The sequence below is a fragment of the Nocardia pseudovaccinii NBRC 100343 genome (genome assembly GCF_001613225.1).
GTDB lineage: Bacteria > Actinomycetota > Actinomycetes > Mycobacteriales > Mycobacteriaceae > Nocardia > Nocardia pseudovaccinii.
Genome location: NZ_BDBY01000189.1, coordinates 1 through 18,027 on the forward strand (window position 1 = coordinate 1; position 18,027 = coordinate 18,027).

The 18,027-nt window shown below is 64.3% G+C and carries 14 protein-coding genes; 5 read left to right on the top strand and 9 right to left on the bottom strand.

Translation table 11 applies throughout. The annotated features are described in order from the left end of the window. The first annotated feature begins 763 nt into the window (after window positions 1-763). The gene (locus tag NP3_RS23870) at window positions 764-1,519 is read left to right on the top strand and encodes an SDR family NAD(P)-dependent oxidoreductase (RefSeq protein WP_063043832.1); all 756 of its coding nucleotides are present in this window, start codon (window positions 764-766) and stop codon (window positions 1,517-1,519) included. A 164-nt stretch (window positions 1,520-1,683) separates the two neighbouring features. Next, window positions 1,684-3,996 (top strand): LuxR C-terminal-related transcriptional regulator, encoded by a 2,313-nt coding sequence (locus NP3_RS23875; RefSeq protein ID WP_063824885.1) that lies wholly within the window; start codon window positions 1,684-1,686, stop codon window positions 3,994-3,996. A 120-nt stretch (window positions 3,997-4,116) separates the two neighbouring features. On the opposite strand, the gene NP3_RS23880 is transcribed toward NP3_RS23875, so the two are convergent. Then, window positions 4,117-4,863, bottom strand: coding sequence for an SDR family NAD(P)-dependent oxidoreductase (locus NP3_RS23880; RefSeq protein WP_063043834.1), 747 nt, complete (start codon window positions 4,861-4,863; stop codon window positions 4,117-4,119). Window positions 4,864-4,927: 64 nt separating this feature from the next. Then, window positions 4,928-6,196 carry an amidohydrolase family protein gene (locus tag NP3_RS23885; RefSeq protein ID WP_063043835.1) on the bottom strand — a complete coding sequence of 423 codons (1,269 nt, stop codon included), beginning with the start codon at window positions 6,194-6,196 and terminating at the stop codon, window positions 4,928-4,930. A 66-nt stretch (window positions 6,197-6,262) separates the two neighbouring features. Here NP3_RS23885 and NP3_RS23890 point away from each other — a divergent pair, with 66 nt between their 5' ends. After that, complete coding sequence (locus tag NP3_RS23890) at window positions 6,263-6,790, top strand: MarR family winged helix-turn-helix transcriptional regulator (RefSeq protein WP_063043836.1); 528 nt, start codon at window positions 6,263-6,265, stop codon at window positions 6,788-6,790. A gap of 526 nt (window positions 6,791-7,316) precedes the next feature. On the opposite strand, the gene NP3_RS51175 is transcribed toward NP3_RS23890, so the two are convergent. Next, window positions 7,317-8,249, bottom strand: coding sequence for a LysR family transcriptional regulator (locus tag NP3_RS51175; protein WP_063043837.1), 933 nt, complete (start codon window positions 8,247-8,249; stop codon window positions 7,317-7,319). A gap of 113 nt (window positions 8,250-8,362) precedes the next feature. Between NP3_RS51175 and NP3_RS23900 the strand changes: the two genes are divergently transcribed. Beyond that, a complete protein-coding gene (locus NP3_RS23900; protein WP_169814564.1) occupies window positions 8,363-9,121 on the top strand; it encodes an SDR family NAD(P)-dependent oxidoreductase in 759 nt (252 codons plus the stop codon). A gap of 38 nt (window positions 9,122-9,159) precedes the next feature. Here NP3_RS23900 and NP3_RS51580 read toward each other — a convergent pair whose 3' ends face one another. Continuing rightward, entirely contained in the window at window positions 9,160-9,315 is a 156-nt protein-coding gene (locus tag NP3_RS51580; protein WP_373864784.1) for a hypothetical protein, read from the bottom strand. A 108-nt stretch (window positions 9,316-9,423) separates the two neighbouring features. Here NP3_RS51580 and NP3_RS23905 point away from each other — a divergent pair, with 108 nt between their 5' ends. Further along, complete coding sequence (locus NP3_RS23905; protein ID WP_157124507.1) at window positions 9,424-9,792, top strand: hypothetical protein; 369 nt, start codon at window positions 9,424-9,426, stop codon at window positions 9,790-9,792. 15 nt (window positions 9,793-9,807) lie between these two features. On the opposite strand, the gene NP3_RS23910 is transcribed toward NP3_RS23905, so the two are convergent. From NP3_RS23910 to NP3_RS23930, 5 genes are all read right to left on the bottom strand, one after another. After that, a complete protein-coding gene (locus NP3_RS23910; protein WP_063043840.1) occupies window positions 9,808-13,086 on the bottom strand; it encodes a protein kinase domain-containing protein in 3,279 nt (1,092 codons plus the stop codon). Window positions 13,087-13,293: 207 nt separating this feature from the next. Then, the gene (locus NP3_RS23915) at window positions 13,294-14,511 is read right to left on the bottom strand and encodes a PucR family transcriptional regulator (protein WP_169814565.1); all 1,218 of its coding nucleotides are present in this window, start codon (window positions 14,509-14,511) and stop codon (window positions 13,294-13,296) included. Between the two features lie 243 nt (window positions 14,512-14,754). Beyond that, window positions 14,755-17,049, bottom strand: coding sequence for an MMPL family transporter (locus NP3_RS23920; protein ID WP_063043842.1), 2,295 nt, complete (start codon window positions 17,047-17,049; stop codon window positions 14,755-14,757). A gap of 303 nt (window positions 17,050-17,352) precedes the next feature. Beyond that, window positions 17,353-17,730, bottom strand: a complete 378-nt coding sequence (locus NP3_RS23925; RefSeq protein ID WP_063043843.1) for an alpha/beta fold hydrolase — start codon at window positions 17,728-17,730, stop codon at window positions 17,353-17,355. After that, the gene (locus tag NP3_RS23930; protein ID WP_063043844.1) at window positions 17,727-17,906 is read right to left on the bottom strand and encodes a hypothetical protein; all 180 of its coding nucleotides are present in this window, start codon (window positions 17,904-17,906) and stop codon (window positions 17,727-17,729) included. The genes NP3_RS23925 and NP3_RS23930 overlap by 4 nt, the downstream gene beginning before the upstream one ends. Between the last annotated feature and the right edge of the window lie 121 nt (window positions 17,907-18,027).

Genomic DNA, 18,027 nt, shown 5'->3' on the forward strand with positions numbered 1-18,027 from the left:
CAAAGCCATCTGAAATCAGGACCCGACTGTGCATTGTTGCCCGTGCGAGAATCGTCCGGCGAGAAGCCGTTCCGCCGGGGATGAGATTCCATGAAGCTTTTCGTATTCATAATTGCCGTCCAGCTGGCTATATTGCTGGTCGGTGCGATCTGGCGAGTGGGCGGTTTTCTACAGGATGTATCGGTCCTTGATCGTTATCGCGCATTCGTTCTACGTTGGAGATGGTTTCTGATTCCGCCTAAAGGGTTGCTCAGCGAAGACATGAGTTCCTCTGAGCAGTTGAATCTCGATCTGTCCTCCGCGTAGCCGATGGTGGAACAAATCCCCGAGACTCGCGCCACCGACCTGCCGAAGGTGGTGCGACGTGCCGTCACCGCGATTCCAAGCCCCTCCAACCATTCGCGGTGACGGCACAATTCCCCGGACCCCAGGCCGAGTCCGAGCTCTATAGCGCGGCATGCCGCCTTTGCCGCCCACGCGGCAGCACCATGCCGATTGGTGCAATGGCTAGGTGGGCAGGCGGTGGATTGACCAACCGCACCTCTTGACACTGAATCGACTTATCTGAAGAATAATTGTCTAAATTGTAAAATTGTTGTTGACGTTGCATGAGATGCGGTCCGCCCTGTGGCCGTTGCCTTCTGGAGATCAGTCACTCGCGACCTCCGTTCGCCCCACGCTTCTCAACACCTGGATCGGCTTACTCGCAAGCGCTCAGTAGTAACTGCTGCTTGATGCCCGTAGTAGGCAGGAAGGAGCTGTCATGGGCAAGCTCGAAGGCAAGGTGGCATTCGTTACGGGTGGTGCCTCCGGCATTGGTAGGGCGCAGGCGGTCCGGTTTGCGCAGGAGGGTGCCAGGCTGGTCGTCGCGGATATGGATGGGGCCGGGGCGCGCGAGGTGGCGGACCGGATCACGAGCGACGGCGGCAAGGCAGTAGGGGTGGCTGTCGACGTGGCGAACGAGGACGCAGTCGCGGCGGCTGTATCCGCTGCCGTGGACGCCTATAACCGTATCGACATTCTCAGCAACACGGCGGGCGTGTTCGACCACTACGCACAGACGCTGGAGGCCGACCGGAAGTTGTGGGACTCGGTGCTGGCTGTGAATTTGACCGGTCTCTACCTCGTGACCAATGCGGTACTTCCGCACATGCTCGCGAATGGTGGGGGAGTGGTGGTGAACATAGCGTCCGTGGCAGGTCTGTTCGGGGGCGGGGGCGGCGCGGCGTACACGAGCACCAAACATGCAGTGGTCGGATACACCCGCCAACTATCGGCAGGGTACGGCCATCAAGGGATTCGAGTGAACGCGATCGCGCCCGGTGCGATCGACACTCCCATGACCGCGAATGTCTCCCACACTGCTGAGGTGCAAGCTTGGATGCAGCAGCAGCCGGCCAGGAGGCTGGGCACGCCGGAGGATGTGGCGACTGCGGCTTTGTTCCTTGTCAGTGACGAGGCGGACTACATTCACGCGGTGACGTTGCCTGTCGATGGCGGTCTGGCGGGCACGCTGTAGGGGTCGGGCCCCCAACCGGCCCAGGCCGCGGGTTCCCGGCCGCGAACTACACCTGGGTATCAGCTCTCTCGAACCACTGCTCAAAGATCGGGATCAGACCTAGAATGCCAAGCAACAATCCGGCTTGTCTGATCCGGGAAGGTGGCGGGCGTGCCGGCGGTGTGATGGGAGCACGGTTGGTGGGCAACCTGCCGTCCGATGTGACTAGCTTTGTCGGGCGGGAACGGGAGCTGACGAAGGTACGGCATTGCCTGTCGTCCGGGCGAATTGTGACCCTGATCGGTCCGGGCGGGGTAGGTAAGACACGGCTTGCACTCAGGGTGGCCGCTGAGACGTATCGCGCTTTTCCGGATGGCATCTGGCTGGTCGAACTAGCCCAGTTGCGTGATGCCGACCTCCTCGCTGTCGAGATCGCGATGCGACTCGGGCTCGAGAACAACAGCGGCGATCCGCTCGAAAGTTTGACCGAATATCTGCGGAACAAGAATTTGCTGCTGGTGCTCGACAACTGCGAGCATCTGGTCCAGCCGGTCGCGACCGTGCTGAGCAGGCTGGTCACAACCGCTCCGGCACTGCGGGTGCTGACCACCAGCCGCCAAGTATTGGGCGTCGAGGGCGAGCACCTGTTCGAGGTTCCCGCGTTATCACTGCCAGAAGAGGTGGTCGACCGGGTCGAGCCTGGCAGGGTGTCTTCCGAAGCCGTTGAACTCTTCCTCGACCGTGCGGCCGCCGTAGTTCCCGAGCTACCGGCGGACGTCGGGTTCCATCGGTCGGTGATCGAACTCTGCCGACGCCTGGACGGCATCCCGCTGGCGATCGAGCTGGCCGCGGCGCGGCTGCGGGCCTACCCGGTCGAGGAGATCCTTGCCCGAGTTGGCCGGGCGCTGGACGTGCTCACCACGGGTCCGCGATCGGCGCCTACGCGTCACCGGGCACTGAAAGCGACTATCGGCTGGAGTTTCGCCCTGTGCTCACCGAGCGAGCAGTTGATGTGGGCGCGGCTGTCGGTCTTTGCCGGGGGATTCGACCTTGCCGCCGCCGAGGGCGTTTGTTCCGACGACCGGTTGCCCCGGATTGCTATGTTCGATTTGCTCGCTGACCTGGTGGACAAGTCGATCCTGCAGCGCACTCCCGGATCCGCTCGTTTCTCCATGCTCGAAACCGTCCGCGAATACGGCCTCGAGCATCTCGCAGCCATCGGCGAGGTGAGCGCTCTGCGACTCGCACATGCGCGGTACTTCGCGGCACTGGCGTTTCGCGGTTACGACGACTACTTCAGTGAGCGGGAAATCGCATGGTTCCGGGAGGTCGGTCGTAACCATGCCAATCTCCGGTTGGCTATGCAGTGGTATCTGGCCGAACTCGGCGAGCCCCGGGTCGTTCTGCGTATCGCCTCGAGCCTTCGGTTGTATTGGGCTTCCCCGGGCGTCCTGCGGGAGGGCTACCAGTGGTTGCGAAAAGCGCTGGCTGACAGTCCCGAGCCGTCCGAGGAACGCGCGGAGGCGCTGTGGGTGTGCGCATGCATGGAAATGTGGATGGCCGATACAGCGAGCGCGGATCGGACCATGGCAGAGTGCCGTGCACTGGCCGAGAAGCTGGCCATGCCTTGGCTCGACGCCGCATTGTTGCTATGTGTGGTTGGAGCGGACTTCGTGTCCGGGGACGCGCCTGCCGCATTCCGGCACGCCAGGGATGCGGTTGTGGCCGGACGCAGGGTCGGTCGGCCAACAATCACCGGAGAGGCACTGTTCTATGTCTCATCGATGGCATTCGCCTCCGGCGATGCCGCCGCGGCGGATTTCGCGGCGGAGGCGCTTGGCTTTCTCGAATCCGAGAAGGCACAGTTGTGGCGGGCTTACGCGCTATGGATCAACGGGCTGGTGCGCTGTCGCCGAGACGAACCGGACACGGCCCCGCCCTGTTTTCTGGAAGCGTTGACGGTCTTCGAGCAGCTATGTCACCAGACCGGCGTGGCCTTGTGCCTGGACGGTCTGGCATGGGTGGCGGCACTTTCCGGCGATTTCACCAGGGCGGCGCGACTGCTGGGTACGGCAGGCTCGATATGGGAGACCGGACCGCGCCGGATGATGCCCTATCGGTTCAGTGAACTCCTGGTCAAGGGCAAGGTCGAGACGATCGTTCGAGCTGGACTTGGGGACGCGCGATTCGAGGCGGCCGCCAGGGCCGGGAGTCTGCGCAAACCTCAGGACGCGGTTTGGGAGGTTGCTACCTCGCCGGAGGCGAAATCCGAACCGGTGCCGAGCGGCCTCGAGGATCCGCTGGCAGTCCTTACCCGGCGTGAGCGCCGGGTCGCCGAGTTGCTCGCCAACGGACTGAGCAACCGGGAGATCGCGGCGGACCTGGTGCTTTCGACCCGCACGGTGGAGTCCCATGTGCAGAACATCCTCAACAAGCTCGGATTCCATTCCCGGGCGCAGGTCGCGTCTTTGATAGGCCGACTGGGATCCGAGGTCTGAACCTCTGCGTAATCGCGTGATCAGTTGCGGAAACAGCCGATGCTGGTAGGTCCGCAGTGCGCACCCACCAGCATCATCGGTCATGTCGCCCTGGGGCACGTTCCCAATGCGAGGTTTCCGTCACCGACGAGTCAAACCACCGTCGACGGCGAGGATCTGGCCGGTGATGAAGGAGGCTTCATCGGAGGCCAGGAATGCCACAAGGTTGGCGACGTCTTCCTGGGTCTGCTGTCGCTTCAAGTTCTGGAACTGCATGTGGTGGTCGAAGAACTCCTCGCTCAGCAGGCTCGTCGTCGTGGGCGTGCGGACCACGCTGGGGGCGACGGCGTTGACCGTGACGTCGTACCGGGCGAGATCGGTTGCCAGCGCGTGGGTGAATCCGTTGATTGCGCCTTTGGCGGACACATACGCGACGAAGCTGGGCGGGCTCTCCCAGTAGCTCGTCGAGGACATATGGATCACTCGGCCGTACGGAGAGTTCTTGACGTCGTCGAGAAATGCTTTCGTGGTCAGAAAGGCGCTGTTCACGTTTGTGGAGAAGATCTGACGCCAGGTATCGAAACTGGTGTTCTCGAAGTCGAGCAACTTGGCGATAGCCGCGTTGTTGACGACGATGTCGACCGGCCCGAACTCCTGTTTGACCTGTGCCGCAAAGGCATTGACTGCGGCCTCGTCCGACACATCGCACTGGGCGCTGAAGAACCGCCTGCCGTTCGCTACGACGAGGGCTTTGGTCTCGTCGGCCGGGTTGATGTCGGCAACGGCGATGTCGGCTCCTTCCTCCGACAACTTCTGTGCGATCGTGCGCCCGATACCGGCACCGGCGCCGGTCACGACCGCGACCCTGCCTTCTAGACGGGTAGTCATCTCTTGGCTCCTTACTACTGGTTTGTGTTGTGGGAATGGATGATTCGTCGGCTTCGATGGCCGGTCAGGGATTGGCCACGGCGGCGGCGGAAGCCCGTGCTGCCGCAGCCGTCCGGGCGACATCGCCGCGGACGAGACGACCTGCGGCCTTCACCAATTGCCCTCCGACCATGACGGTGTCCACGTTGCCCGGGTGCGCCGACAGCACGGCTGAGACCGGGTCGTGCTCGGCGGTGAGCAGGTTGATGTCGTCCAGTCGCAGCATGATGATGTCGGCTTGCTTGCCGGGGCGCAGTGAACCGGTCCGGTCGGCTAGCCCAAGGGCCGCGGCACCGTCCAACGTCGCCATACGGAGCACATCCCCAGCGGTGAGCGGCACCTCGTCGGCGATCTGGCTCGCCAGCACCGCAGCCCGCATCACCGAGAACATGTCGCCGGGAACTGAGGTCACCGCGTCAACGCCGAAGCTGGTGACGACCCCGGCTCGCCGCATACGGCCGGCGATCGGCGCCCCGTTGCCCATCGCGGCCTCGACGGCGGGTGCGGCGCAAGCGGCGCCGCCCGAGTCCGCGATCAGCTTCAGCTCCTCGTCGTCGAGCGAGTTGCCGTGCACGTACAGCGTGTTTCCACGCAACAGGCCGCTGTCTTGCAGGGCGGCGATCGGACGCGGAGCGATCGGGGTGCTGGCGACGTGAATCGTCAAACCCAGCCCGAGTTCGTCGGCCAAGTGCCAATCCTCGGCAACTGCGTCGATCGGGGCGAACGATGGGCCGAGCGGGGCGAGTGCCATGGTGACGCGTGCGTGGTCATCGGCCAGGAGTCCGGACCGGATCCGGCGCACGTCGGCCGCGTTGCGAAGCCCGTGCAGCGGGAAGCCGTAGCCGAAAACCGCACGGAGACCGGAGATCTGCAGGGCGTCGATGGCTGCGTCGGCGTGCGCGGGCGTGTGCAGCGCGTGTGAGTAGTCCATCAGCGTCGTGACACCGGCATCGAGGCATTCCAGCGCCCCGGCCACGGTCGCGGCATGCACGTCGTCGGGCCGGAATCGGGGGCCGAACTGTCCGAGCACTTGCGCGAGGTAGGTGTGCAGGTCCGCGCCAACGGTCGAGCATCGAAGCACCGACTGCCAGGCATGCCGGTGGGTATCGACGAACCCGGGCAGGACGATCCGGTCCGTGGCGTCGATGATCTCCGCGCCGTCTGCCGGGAGTTGGGTTCCGACCGCGGCGATTCGATCGCCTTCGATCAGGACGTCGGTGGCGGGCCGGGCCACCGGCGCGGGGTCGACGTCGATGACATAGCCGTTGCGGATGAGAAGACGTTGGTCCGACATTCGGCACCTCTTTCTTTAGTAAAAGCTTTTCATAAAGCTATACCGATAGTGATCTAGACTCAAGGCATGGATGCAACCGATCCCGTCGAAGCCTGGTTGGGGCAGTGGCGCGAGGAACTCCCCAGCGTGTTGAACTCCTCTTCGGAGTTGATCAAGCGAGTCATGTTCTTCGCTGAAGTGCTGAACGGCATGATGCGGAGCGAACTCGCCGACCTCGGACTGACGGCCGCGGAATTCGACGTACTCGTGGCACTTCGCCGGGCCGGTGCGCCCTATCGGCTGAAGCCGAACCAGCTCGCGCGCTCGCTGATGCTCTCCACGGGGGGCACGACCAATGTCACCCATCGTCTGGTTTCGCGGGAACTGGTTGAGCGAGAAGGGGATCCGGATGATGCCCGCAGTGCATGGCTGCGGCTGACGCGGCAGGGTGTCGCGTTGGCCGAGCGTGCGGTGCTGGTGAACGCGGCCGCGCACGATGCGCTCTTCGAGAGTGTCCCTGCCACTGCAGTCGATGCCGCCACCGTCGCCTTGCGGGACGTCTTCGCCGCCTGCCCGGCCCTGCGGGGTGGCGACCGCAGGACCCGGATTGCCTGACTTTCGTGAGATTCGTCGATGTCGGGTCCGGTCTGGTGTGGAGCCGGTTTCGGGCGGATGAGGATGTGCCGCCCGGATCGCCCTGGTCCAGCTGGCTGGGTGCTGAAGTGGCTGCGCCATGATGCTGTCCCGATCTCGTCTCTGCCGGGATGTGGCTGGTAACCACACCTGAACCTTTCGACCCAACGGCCGTGTCGGTTATTCTACAGAAACGTCAATGAATTGACATTGATGTTATCGATAGTTTTGTGGGTGGTCGGCCGCTACATCGAGTTTCGGGAGGTCGATTCTGGCTGGCATGGTGTGGCAGAGTCGATGTCCCAGCTGTGCTGGTCAACGAACTCCGGCAAGACGCATCGCCGACGATTCTGCGTGTGCGACTCGGCCGTCACTGAGGACGAAAGGCTCGAGATCTGACACGTCTGAGAACTCCCGTCCGGGTCTCCGTGGGCACCATGTTGGCGAGAGGGTCTTGCTGGGAATGGTGGGATCGGAGGTGGTCAGTGCTCACCTGGGTATTCCGTGGCTACTGCGCGGCAGCGAGGGTGGCCTGTACGAAGTCCGCGACCATGAGCGACCGGCAGTTATCGGGCCAGGCTGCGACTGTCTTGCTCGGGCTGAGATCGCTGACCGGTATGAAGGCCAGTTCTGGACGCTGGTGTTGGTCGGCAAACGATGCGGGCACGTAGGCAACGGCATCATGCAAAGCGACCGCGTCGAGGAGTTGATCGATGCTGTTGATTTCAGGGCCCTCCGGCGGGCCCGCATCACCGAAACCGTCAATGTGGTAGGTGGTGACCTGATGCAGCGGTGTTGGTGGGGTGTCGGCGCCGGCCCAGTAGGCTGCTGCGGTCGGGTCGGGCGCACCACCCCAGTGCGGCATCTTCTCGCCTGCCAAGTCGCCACGGTGCAGGACACGGCGACGGGCCAGCGGGTGGTGTGCGGATAGTACGGCCACTCGCGGTTCGACGAGTAGGAGTTCGGAGTCCAGGCCTCGCTCGTCGAATGGGGCATGCAGAATCGCCAGGTCGGCCGCTCCGTCACGGACCGCGGCAGCGGGACCTCCCGGATGGCCGAACAATACGCGCACGGTGGGCCGGCAAGGGTCTTGTGCCCAGCTATGCATGACCGTGCCCACCAGTGTGGTGCCGACGCTGGGTTTGATGGCGACAACGAGGTGGTCGAGGTCTGCACCCGCCCGCCGGGTCCGGGTCAGCGCTGCACGCAATCCGTCGACAGCGAGCCGACCTTGTTCGAGCAGCACCGCTCCCGCCGGGGTGAGCGTGACACGGCGGCTGGTGCGCTCGAACAGAGTGACGCCGAGCTTGCGCTCGAGTTTGCCGATCGCCGCTGATAGGGGCGGCTGCGCCATACCGAGCCGCTGCGCTGCCCTGGTGAAGTTCAGTTCCTCGGCGACAGCGAGAAAATAGCGCACTTCGCGTATCTCGACGTCATCCATACTCGCAGTGTATGGGTCCAGAGGCGATTGGTCCTTCTGTCGGGGTCGGCCGAGGACTGTACTCGATAGCGCTTGCGGTATTTCCGTTGCGAGCTCAGAAAGGACGCATGGACGTGGCTGACAGTTTGACCGGAAAGATTGCTTTGGTGACCGGCGGAAGCCGAGGGATCGGTGCGGGCATCGTGGGTCGTCTGGCCGCTGAGGGGGCTGATATCGCATTCACTTACCGCACCGACGAGGGTGCCGCCGACGCGGTGGCCGAGCGAGTCCGTTCACGGGGCAGACGAGTGGTGGCCATCGCTGCCGACCTCTGCGAGGCCGCCGCGGTGGCCAGGACCGTCGAGGCTACGCTGGCCGAATTCGGCGGGCTCGACATACTCGTCAACAACGCTGGAATAACCCATTGGGGGTCGATAGCGCAAACCGCGCTCACGGATTTCGACCGGCTGGTCGCGGTCGACGCTCGCGCTCCGTTCCTCATGATGCAGGCGGTCGCAGACCGCCTCAGCGATGAGGGGCGGATCGTCAACATCTCTTCCGGTGTCACCGCTATGCCACTGCCGGGCATGGGCCTCTACTCGGGGGCCAAAGCGTTCGTAGACCAGATCACAATGGTTGCTGCATTGGAATTCGCCGCCCGCCGAATCACCGTGAACGCGGTCAACCCCGGAAGCGTCGCCAGTGGCCCGTTCGCGCACTTGTCGGAAGAACAATTGGTGCAGGCCGGTTCGGCTTTCGCGCTCGGCCGCATGGGCCAGCCACAAGATGTGGCTGGTGTGGTTGCTTTCCTGTCCTCGGCCGACGCAGGGTTCATCACCGGGCAGATCATCTACTGCGCTGGGGGTCAAACAGGCCCGGTCCGCCGGAACTGACGACACAACGGCTGCCGTGCCTGCTGGCCTGAGAAGACTCAGCCGCCCGGCATAGCCGCCATCGGGGAACAGCAGCGCCACAGTGTGAAGCGGGCGGCCACGGCGACCAACAGCCGGTGCGCAGCATCACGGTCCTGGATCGACGCGGCCGCGACCACCACAGCCAGCAGCAGTCCGCCGATGTCGGTAGCGATATGGCGTTTGCGGCCCTTGACCTTCTTGCCCGCCTAGTAGCCAGCCATGGCCGTAGCCACGGTGTCGGCGAGCATTAACTGACAGATTGCCTTTGTTGCGCATCTGTCATGACGATTACCGTGAGCCCGTACGGCACTGTCCCGATGAACCTGATCAGCATGCTCGTCGAGCGCAAACTGAACCTGTGTCCGCCGATTACGCGACATGTGGTGGTGGAGCGCGATATTCGAGTGCCGATGCCCGACGGGGCCGAGCTGCTCGCTGACAGATGGGTTCCGCGGAATGGCGGCGACGGGCTCCCCGGGAACACCCTCGACCACGGCATCCAACGTGTCGACGCCTGGCGCACCGGCGACGGCGAGTTGCTGCAGGTCGAGTTGGAAGACCTCAATCCGTTTCTATCTCTGGATCGCGTATCCGCCCGGTCCAGAGATGGCTTCGTCGACGGCCTGAAGGCATCGCTGCACAATTCCTAGGTCTTTGACCGGAGGTCAATGATTTTGTGGTTCGGCGCCTGCTGCCACCCAGGCTGCGATCTGCGCGCGAGAGGTGAATCCGAGTTTTGTGAGGATGTGCTCCACGTGGCCCTCTGCGGTGCGTTGGGAGATCACCAGTTCGGCGGCGATCTGCTTGTTGGTGCGGCCTTGGGCGATGCGATCGGCGACCTGCCGCTCACGCTTGGTCAGCTCAGCGAAGGGACCCGACGTGAGCTTTTTGTCGGGCGGTTGCTCGCCGAGTGCGTAGGCTACGGCTTCGTCCATACTCATCGCTTGGCCGTGCCGGAGGGCCGATTCGAATCCGCGCGACCCAAGAGCGGATCGCGTAAGTCGGGCACTTTCGTCGTGATGCTGCCGCATGATTGGGACGATGCTCGCAACGTCACCCACGGACCGGTCCAATTCTTGCGCGGCTCCCATAAGTACGGCCGCACGCTCGGCGTCGTCTGAGCAGACCGTCCAAGCCAGCGCCTCGAGACTCACCGCGGCGACGACCGGGCTGCGCATTCGCCGGTTGACGCGCAGTGCATTCTCGAGCAGCTGAGTTGTCCGAGCCCGGTCACCTTGCTGCCAGAAAGCAACCCCCATGGCCCATAACGCCGTCGCCTGGAAGAGCGATTCGCCGCACGCTTCGGTGATGGCAAGCACTCGCTGGTAATACTCGATCGCCCGTTTCGTATCACCAGCCAGTTCGTGCGCCCAACCGAGCTTGGTCAATGCTGCGAGATACAGATACCCTCGCCGATTCGAGCCGAGCACTTCGACGGCGCGTTCGAGGTAGGAGAACGCGCGAGCAAGCTCACCGCGATAGAGTGCTACTGCGCCGTTGGCGTCGGCGATCAGCGCTTGGGTCATCGGGATGGGGTCCTGTTCGGCAAGCACGCGCCCGTGCTCCGCGAGGACCGCCGCCGCCGATAAATCGCCCTGCATCGCCGCCAAGAGGCAGCCTGCATAGAGCGCTTTGACGCGGTCGGGTATGGATTGCCGGGCAGTGTGGTTCAGAAGGCGGTCGATCCAGCGCCGACCTTCGCTGTACAGACCCGGAAAACTCCAGAACATATACAGTGCGGCAACGGTCTGTAGTCCGGCTTCGGCCGCTTCCTCGGTATTCTCGGCCAGGCAGTGTTCGAGCGCATCGCGTAGGTTCGGCAGTTCGCGTTCGAGCCTGGCGACCCAATAGAGTTGGCGGTCGCTGATCCATTCGGCCTCCGCATTCAGTGCCAACTGGTGGTACCAGTCGCGGTGCCAGCGCCGCGTCAGCTGATCCTGGCCGGACTCCCGTAGTTTGCGCCGACCGTAATCCTGCACCGTCTCCAGCATTCGGAACCGCACCACGGCATCGGATCCGTCCCGGATCAGGACCGACTTGTCCACGAGGGCGGACAGCACGTCGAGCGGGCTGTCCGGAGCCGGATCGGTGCCGCAAATCTGTTCGGCGGCATCGAGTTCGAAGCCTCCGGTGAATACCGACAGTCGTGCCCACAGCTGCTGCTCGGTCGGAGTACACAATTGATAGCTCCAGTCGATGCACCATTGCAGGGTTTGTTGCCGCGTTGGGGCGGTGCGGATGGCGCGGGTCAGCAGCGTGTACCGGTCGTCGAGGCGCTGCAGGATCTGATCGGTCGACATTGTGCGTATCCGGGCTGCGGCGAGCTCGATTGCCAGTGGTAATCCGTCGAGCCGGGCGCAGATGCGGGCCACGGTTGCCTTGTTGTCGTCGTTGAGTTCGAAACCCGGTACGACCGCGGTCGCGCGGTCGACGAACAATGTCACCGCGTCATATTTGGGCAGTCCGGGCAGCGACGACCTTTCCGGGTCCGGCACGGTCAGCGGCGGCACCCGCAGCACCGCCTCCCCGGCGATATCCAGAGGTTCACGGCTGGTGGCCAGGATCCGCAGATGCGGACAGGTCCGCAGCAGGGTGTCGATCAGCTGCGCCACGGCGGCGACCACCTGTTCGCAGTTGTCCAATACTAGTAGCGCTTTGCGCGTGAATAGAAATTCGACTACGACTTCCGACAGCGGCCGCGCTGGATCGTCGCGCAACCCGAGGGTGGCCGCTGTCACGTCGAGCAGCAGCGACGGGTCGGAGACGTCGCCCAGTTCGACCAGCCACACCCCATCGGAGAAATCTCGTCGCGCGGTCGCCGCTGCCCGCAACGCCAGCCGGGTTTTGCCGACTCCGCCGATCCCGGTCAACGTCACCAATCGCGTCGAGGCCAGCAGATTCTTCGTCTCCGCCAGCTCGGTGCGACGGTCGACGAAGCTGGTCAACTCCAGCGGCAGAGTACCGGCGCTGCGGCGACCCACCCGGACGATCGCCGGGCGCCACCCCCGTGTGGCGGGCTTGGGGTCTTGGTGCTCGCGCGCCGGTTCCGGATGTAACGCCATCTCCTCGACGCTGAATCCGTGGCGGCGTTGTGCCTGCCGGAGTGCTTCCCCCAGCGCCGCTGCTGACGGCCGCTTGCCTGGTTCGCGGGTCATCGCCGTGGCTACCAGCGTGGATACGTCCTCGGCGATGCCGTACTCGCGCAGGTCCGGTATGGGTTCGGTAGTGATCCGCAGGAATTGGGTCACCACGTTTTCGCCGCTATGCCGTTCGAATGCGGCGTGTCCGGTCAGCGCACAGAACAAGGTGGCGCCCAACCCGTAGACGTCGCCAGCCGGGCCTGGAGCGTGGCCTTCGAGGACCTCCGGGGCGGTGAACGCTGGGGACCCGGTCAGGGTGCCCGCGGTTGTTTGGAATCCGCCGGTGATCCGTGCGATGCCGAAGTCGGTCAAGGCTGGCTCGTCGTAATCGGTGAGCAGGATGTTTCCGGGCTTCACGTCGCGATGCACGATGCCCAACCGGTGCGCGGTCTCCAGCGCTCCGGCGATTTTCACCCCGATCCACAACACGCTCTGCGGCGGCAGCGGACCCTGTCGGCGGATCTGCGCATCCAGGGAGCCCAGCGGGTGATACGGCATAACCAGATAGGGCCGTCCGCTCGCCGTGGTGCCCGCCTGCAGCACCGTGACGATATTCGGATGTCCGGTCAGTCGGCCCATCGCCTGCTGCTCCCGGAAAAACCGGGCCTGGTTCTCTGTGTCCAGTTCGGCGGTCAAAACCTTCACCGCCACCGTCCGGTCCAGTTCCGCCTGCGTGCAGCGATAGACCACACCGAACCCGCCTTGACCGATCTCCTCGGCATCGGCGAACCCAGCCGCAGCCAGTTCCTCCGTGACAGGCTCGGGCACGTCACGAAGTGTCCGGAACGGATCATCCTCGCTCATCGGCTGCACACCATCCGACAGCGCATTCCCCGGCAACAGGTGACACGCGGTAACTCTTCGTTAACGACCAGCCTATCCCCGTCGGACCGGGACGACCGAGCTATCGGGAAGGCGCTTCGGGATCACCTAGCGAGCGCGATTCAGCGAGAGGGGCGACCGCCAAATGCCTGGAGTTGCTGGGGGTAGGCCCTCAGTCGGCGTTCCGCGCTATAGGGTTTCGCGGTTCAGCAGCCACCACGTCACTACCAGATCGTTGGTTCGGTCTAGGTCCAATCCGGTGAGTTCGGTGAAGCGGGTGAGTCGGTTTCGGACTGTGTTGCGGTGTACGTACAGTCTGGCGGCTGTTTCGTCGATGCGGCGGTCACAGTCGAGGAAGGTTTGGACTGCGGTCAGGATCTCAGCTCCGGAATCGCCCTGGTTGCGCAGTGGGGTGAGGTGTTTGGCGGTGAGGAGGGACGCGGCATCGGCTGCGCATTGGAGTAGCGGCAGCGGCCCGAGCGAGGACAGGTCAACCAAGCCGGTACGGCCGTAGCGGGTCGCGATCTCGAGGGCCTGGCGGGCGTGGTGGTAGGAGGTGGTGGCGTCGGTCGGTGGGACGGCGGGGCCGAGTGCGATTGGTCCCGGTTGTGTCAAGCCGTCGGGTGTGCGGGGGAGTAGTGCGACGAGGTGATGGTCGATGACGGTGTCGATGACGGGGAGTTTCGCCGTCGCCGCGCGGGTGCGCAAGGTGGCCAGCAGATCGGAGGCTGCGGGTGTGTCATCCCATGCAGCACAGGCGATTCGGTAGCGGTGGCTGGGGTCGAGCCGGTGATCGCGGGCTTCGGTGGCCAGTACCGCCGGCGGCAGGCTGCCATCGAGGAGGCGGCGCAGGAAGTCGGCGCGTCGGGTGGCTCCGGCGACGGCCTGTTCCTGCAGGACCAGGTGCACGGCGGTGGCCGATGTGGTTGCCAATTCCCAGGTGAGGTCCTGCATTTCGTCGATTACGGTGGCCGGTACCGCTGCGGCGGTGGCTCGCTGCCGAACGATGTCGAAGATTCGGCGAGCGCCGATCTGGATGCTGTGGGCGACGAGGTCGAGCGGGATCTGCTGGTCGGCCCATATGCGCGCCAGCGCCGCGAGTTCGTCGAAGCCGGTGTATGCCGAGCCGCCGCCGAGTTGTCGGACGATGATGCGTAGCACAGCTCGGGTGTTGTGCTCGATCGATGCGGGATCGACCTGGTCGTAGACCGGGATTTGCGCTCGGTACAGGTGGGTGAGGTCGGCGGAGATCTCGTTGAGCTCAGGGTCTACCTCGGAGATCATTGCCGCGATGCGAGCGGCGATTTCGCGCCGGTGCGGATCGAGGCGGATACCCAGCTTGTTCATATTCGTGGGCACCGTCACCTTGCTCTTCTTGTGCACATGCACATCATTTGCGTTCTGCATGTTTGTTCGGCTGGTATATCTCCGACTCCAGAATTGCATGTGCACATCGCGGCGCGGGGCAGTGTGCCGGGAAAGTTGGCCGGCCGATGCGAAACCGCTGATCGGGCGCGTCGAGGCACCGGCGGCCGCCTGCATTTGCGAAATCGACTCCCGCGACTTCTTCCCGCTGACCAACCAGTGCTGGTGACCGCACACGGCCCTGCACCCGAGGTCCGGGTGCAGGGCCGAGCGACGGTTCTCGGATCAGCTGACGCCGACCGGCTCCGTGGCCGTCTCGGGCGAACGCTGCTGCAGCTCACGCAGCTTCGAGCCTTCGACGTCGATGTCGGGCAGGATGTCGTCGAGCCACTTCGGCATCCACCACGACCATTTGCCCATGATCACCAGCAGCGCCGGAATCAGCACCATGCGGACGATGAACGCGTCCAGCAGCACGCCCGCTGCCAGAGCGAAGCCGAACACCTTCGCCGTGACGTCGACTTCCATCAGGAACGAGCCGAACACCGAGATCATGATGATCGCCGCCGCGGTCACAACGCGCACGCTGTGGCTGTAGCCGGAGACCATCGCCTCTGTCGGCGATTTGCCGTGCACGAACTCCTCGCGCATCCGGGTCACCAGGAAGACCTGGTAGTCCATCGCGAGTCCGAACATCAGTCCGATCAGCATGATCGGCATGAAGCTGACCAGTGGATGCGGATCATCGACCAGGCCGAGCTTGCCCTGCTGGAAGATCAGCACGGTCGCGCCGAAGGTTGCGCCCATCGACAGCAAGAACCCGAGCGCCGCAGTGAGCGGCACCAGGATCGACCGGAACACCAGGATCAGCAGGACGAAAGCCGCGCCCGCCACGATAACCAGGTAAGGCACGATCTTGCTGAGCAGCAATTGGTCGATGTCGGCGTAGATCGCCGTGGTGCCGGTGATGCCGTATTCGATGCCATAGTCGGCCTTCAGCTGGGCTTCTGCCTTCCTGGCATCAGCCACCAGGTCCTTGGTGGCCTGGTGGTTGGGCCCGGACTTCGGCACGCCATCCAACAGCACACCCTGCTGGTCCTCACTCCACTGCGGCTCACTCACGTAGTCCATGCCGGAATAGGACGCGAGTTTGTCGCGCAGCGCCTTGACCGCCGACTCCCGTTTCTCGGCGGGCACGCCGCTCATGTCCGCGACCACGCTCAGTACGCCATTGCTGCCCTCGCCGAAGGCTTCGGTGCGCAGCTCATAGGCTTTACGCATGGTCGAGGTCTTCGGCATGCTGTCGTCGCCGGGCAAGGCGAGGTTCAGGCTGGCCGCGGGGGCGGCGAGCGCGCCGAGTACGACGACGCTCAGGGTCAGCGCGACCCACGGCGCTCGGCTGATCAATCGGCCGAAACGCATGCCGAGGGTGACCGAGGTCTCGTCCTCGGAGTCGTGCTGGGCAATCATCGGCAGCTTCGGTGTGAACAGCCGGTTGCCGAGCGCGCCGAGTAGTGCAGGCATCAGTGTGATCGCGGTGAGTACGGCGAAACCGGCGGCGATCGCGCCACCCAGGCCCATGAAGGTCATGAACTTCACGCCGACGATGCCGAGGCCGGCCAGCGCGATGATGACCGTCAGACCGGCGAACACCACCGCGGAACCGGCCGTGCCGAGCGCGGTGCCTGCGGCATCCTCTGGCGAGTTTTGCACCGCCAGTTCGTGCTTGTACCTGGACACGATGAACAGCGCGTAGTCGATCGAGAGCGCGATGCCGATCATCGCGGCGAGGAACGTGGTGAAGCTGGGGAACTCGAGCACCGAGCTGCCGAGCAGGACCGACGAGGTGGCCGCGGCGAGGCCGACGATCGCTGTCACGATCGGCACGAACGCGGCGACGATCGCTCCGAAGGTCACGACCATCACGACGAGCGCAACGGCCATGCCGATCATTTCGGACGTGCCGCTGGGATCCTCTTGCTTCTGCACAATCGTGCCGCTCACCTCGACCGTGAGCCCGGCGTTACGCGCGTCGGCGGCAACGTCGTATGCCACGTCACGATCCCGGTCGGTCACATCGGCGGCCTTCTTGATCGTGAACGGGACGTTGATCAGCCCCACGGTCTCCGGTGCGGTCTTGCTGAGCACATTCAGCGGAGCGCCACCGCACTGCACCGGATCGGGGGTAGCCAGGCAGCCCATCATCTCGGCCGCCTCGACCGGGTTGTAGAGCGGCTTATTGTGATCAACGATGTCGAGCTGGCCGAGCTTGACGACGAACGCTTCCAGCGCCGCGCGGTTCGCCGGGTCGGTCAGCTTCTGGCCCGCGGGCGCGGCGATGACATAGCTGCCGGTGACCGAGTCGAACTTGAAGCCCTGGGACGCGCCGGGGAAGTGCTTGTCGAGAATCTCGTTAGCACGTTCGGACGGGAGGTTCGGCGCGCTGAAGTTGTTGGACATCGGCTTGCTGAACTCTGCGCCCAGGCCCACTAGGAGCACGAACATGACGAGCCAGACGGTAATGACTGTCCATTTCCGGCGGAAAGCGAACCTTCCCCATCGGTACAGATAGACGGACACGAGGTTTCTCCTAGTGATGACTGGGATCGTGGTGGTTCTGCATATGTAGACAGCACTGGCGGGGCGGCCCGCGAGTGGCGGGTGGCGCGCGAGTGCGGTGAAGCCGGTCGTGCCCCAACCGGCGCAGTTGATCGGGGGGGCGCTGTCTAAATAGTGCCGTTGACCGGCTGCCAGCTATCTGATCGTGAGCCAGGCCTTCAGCAGGAACCCGAACAGCCGGGCATCGGCTGCCGCGGTCGGACGCCGCTGGCGACGTGGTCGGCATCAGCCCGACGATGTTCGCGTCGGCCCTGGTTGCACTCACTATGAATGCACGTCCTTTTGGTAGGTGCCTCGGCCCTCACGACTGAAAGACAGTGGCCGGACCAGAGCGCTCCTCCGCTGCTCGGCAGGTAGAGCATTGGCCAGGGGCGCGCTCAGTAGGGCGTTGAATGCCTCGGGTTGCTCTGCCTGGGCCCGGTGACCGCAGTTCGGTGTCAGCCGCAGTTCGGTCCGAGGTAGCAGCGTGACGAGCTCGCGCACCAGGTTCGGTGGGGTCACGCGATCCTGCATGGCGGCGATGACCAACGCTGGGGCACTGCCCCTGGCTGGGTGCGTGCGCGCATCGCGGCCGAGCGCGCCTACCGACACGACGACCGGCGCACCGGTTGGCCCGGTGTCGGAGTAGTACGGGTAGCTCATCGCCGCGGTGCCATCACTACGGCGAGTCTCGCGACCCGTGCTCGGATCGCTTCATAGAAGCTGTAGTTCATTCGGTAGTCACCGGCGGCGGCGAGCGAGGAGTGGGCCGCGATCCAGGTCCGCACCTCGTTGGCGGAGCTGCCGCCCTCCTGCGCCATGGTGGCCGAGCTGCTCATAGGCCAAGGCGCCGCCCCGGCCTACATCTGCAAATCGCCTCGTCACTGTGTTCGCCCTTTCCGCTGCGCGACCTCTCTGGACTGCTACGTCGAGGATTAGGACCGCTTCACTCGGCGTCGA

What these genes read in the sequence shown, in the direction of transcription:
- NP3_RS23915 (WP_169814565.1), bottom strand. Translation starts at nt 14,511, where the DNA reads ATGCAGAACGCAAATGATGTGCATGTGCACAAGAAGAGCAAGGTGACG.
- NP3_RS23870 (WP_063043832.1), top strand. Translation starts at nt 764, where the DNA reads ATGGGCAAGCTCGAAGGCAAGGTGGCATTCGTTACGGGTGGTGCCTCC.
- NP3_RS23905 (WP_157124507.1), top strand. Translation starts at nt 9,424, where the DNA reads ATGACGATTACCGTGAGCCCGTACGGCACTGTCCCGATGAACCTGATC.
- NP3_RS23880 (WP_063043834.1), bottom strand. Translation starts at nt 4,863, where the DNA reads ATGACTACCCGTCTAGAAGGCAGGGTCGCGGTCGTGACCGGCGCCGGT.
- NP3_RS23875 (WP_063824885.1), top strand. Translation starts at nt 1,684, where the DNA reads ATGGGAGCACGGTTGGTGGGCAACCTGCCGTCCGATGTGACTAGCTTT.
- NP3_RS23885 (WP_063043835.1), bottom strand. Translation starts at nt 6,196, where the DNA reads ATGTCGGACCAACGTCTTCTCATCCGCAACGGCTATGTCATCGACGTC.
- NP3_RS23890 (WP_063043836.1), top strand. Translation starts at nt 6,263, where the DNA reads ATGGATGCAACCGATCCCGTCGAAGCCTGGTTGGGGCAGTGGCGCGAG.
- NP3_RS23925 (WP_063043843.1), bottom strand. Translation starts at nt 17,730, where the DNA reads ATGAGCTACCCGTACTACTCCGACACCGGGCCAACCGGTGCGCCGGTC.
- NP3_RS51175 (WP_063043837.1), bottom strand. Translation starts at nt 8,249, where the DNA reads ATGGATGACGTCGAGATACGCGAAGTGCGCTATTTTCTCGCTGTCGCC.
- NP3_RS23910 (WP_063043840.1), bottom strand. Translation starts at nt 13,086, where the DNA reads ATGAGCGAGGATGATCCGTTCCGGACACTTCGTGACGTGCCCGAGCCT.
- NP3_RS23930 (WP_063043844.1), bottom strand. Translation starts at nt 17,906, where the DNA reads ATGAGCAGCTCGGCCACCATGGCGCAGGAGGGCGGCAGCTCCGCCAAC.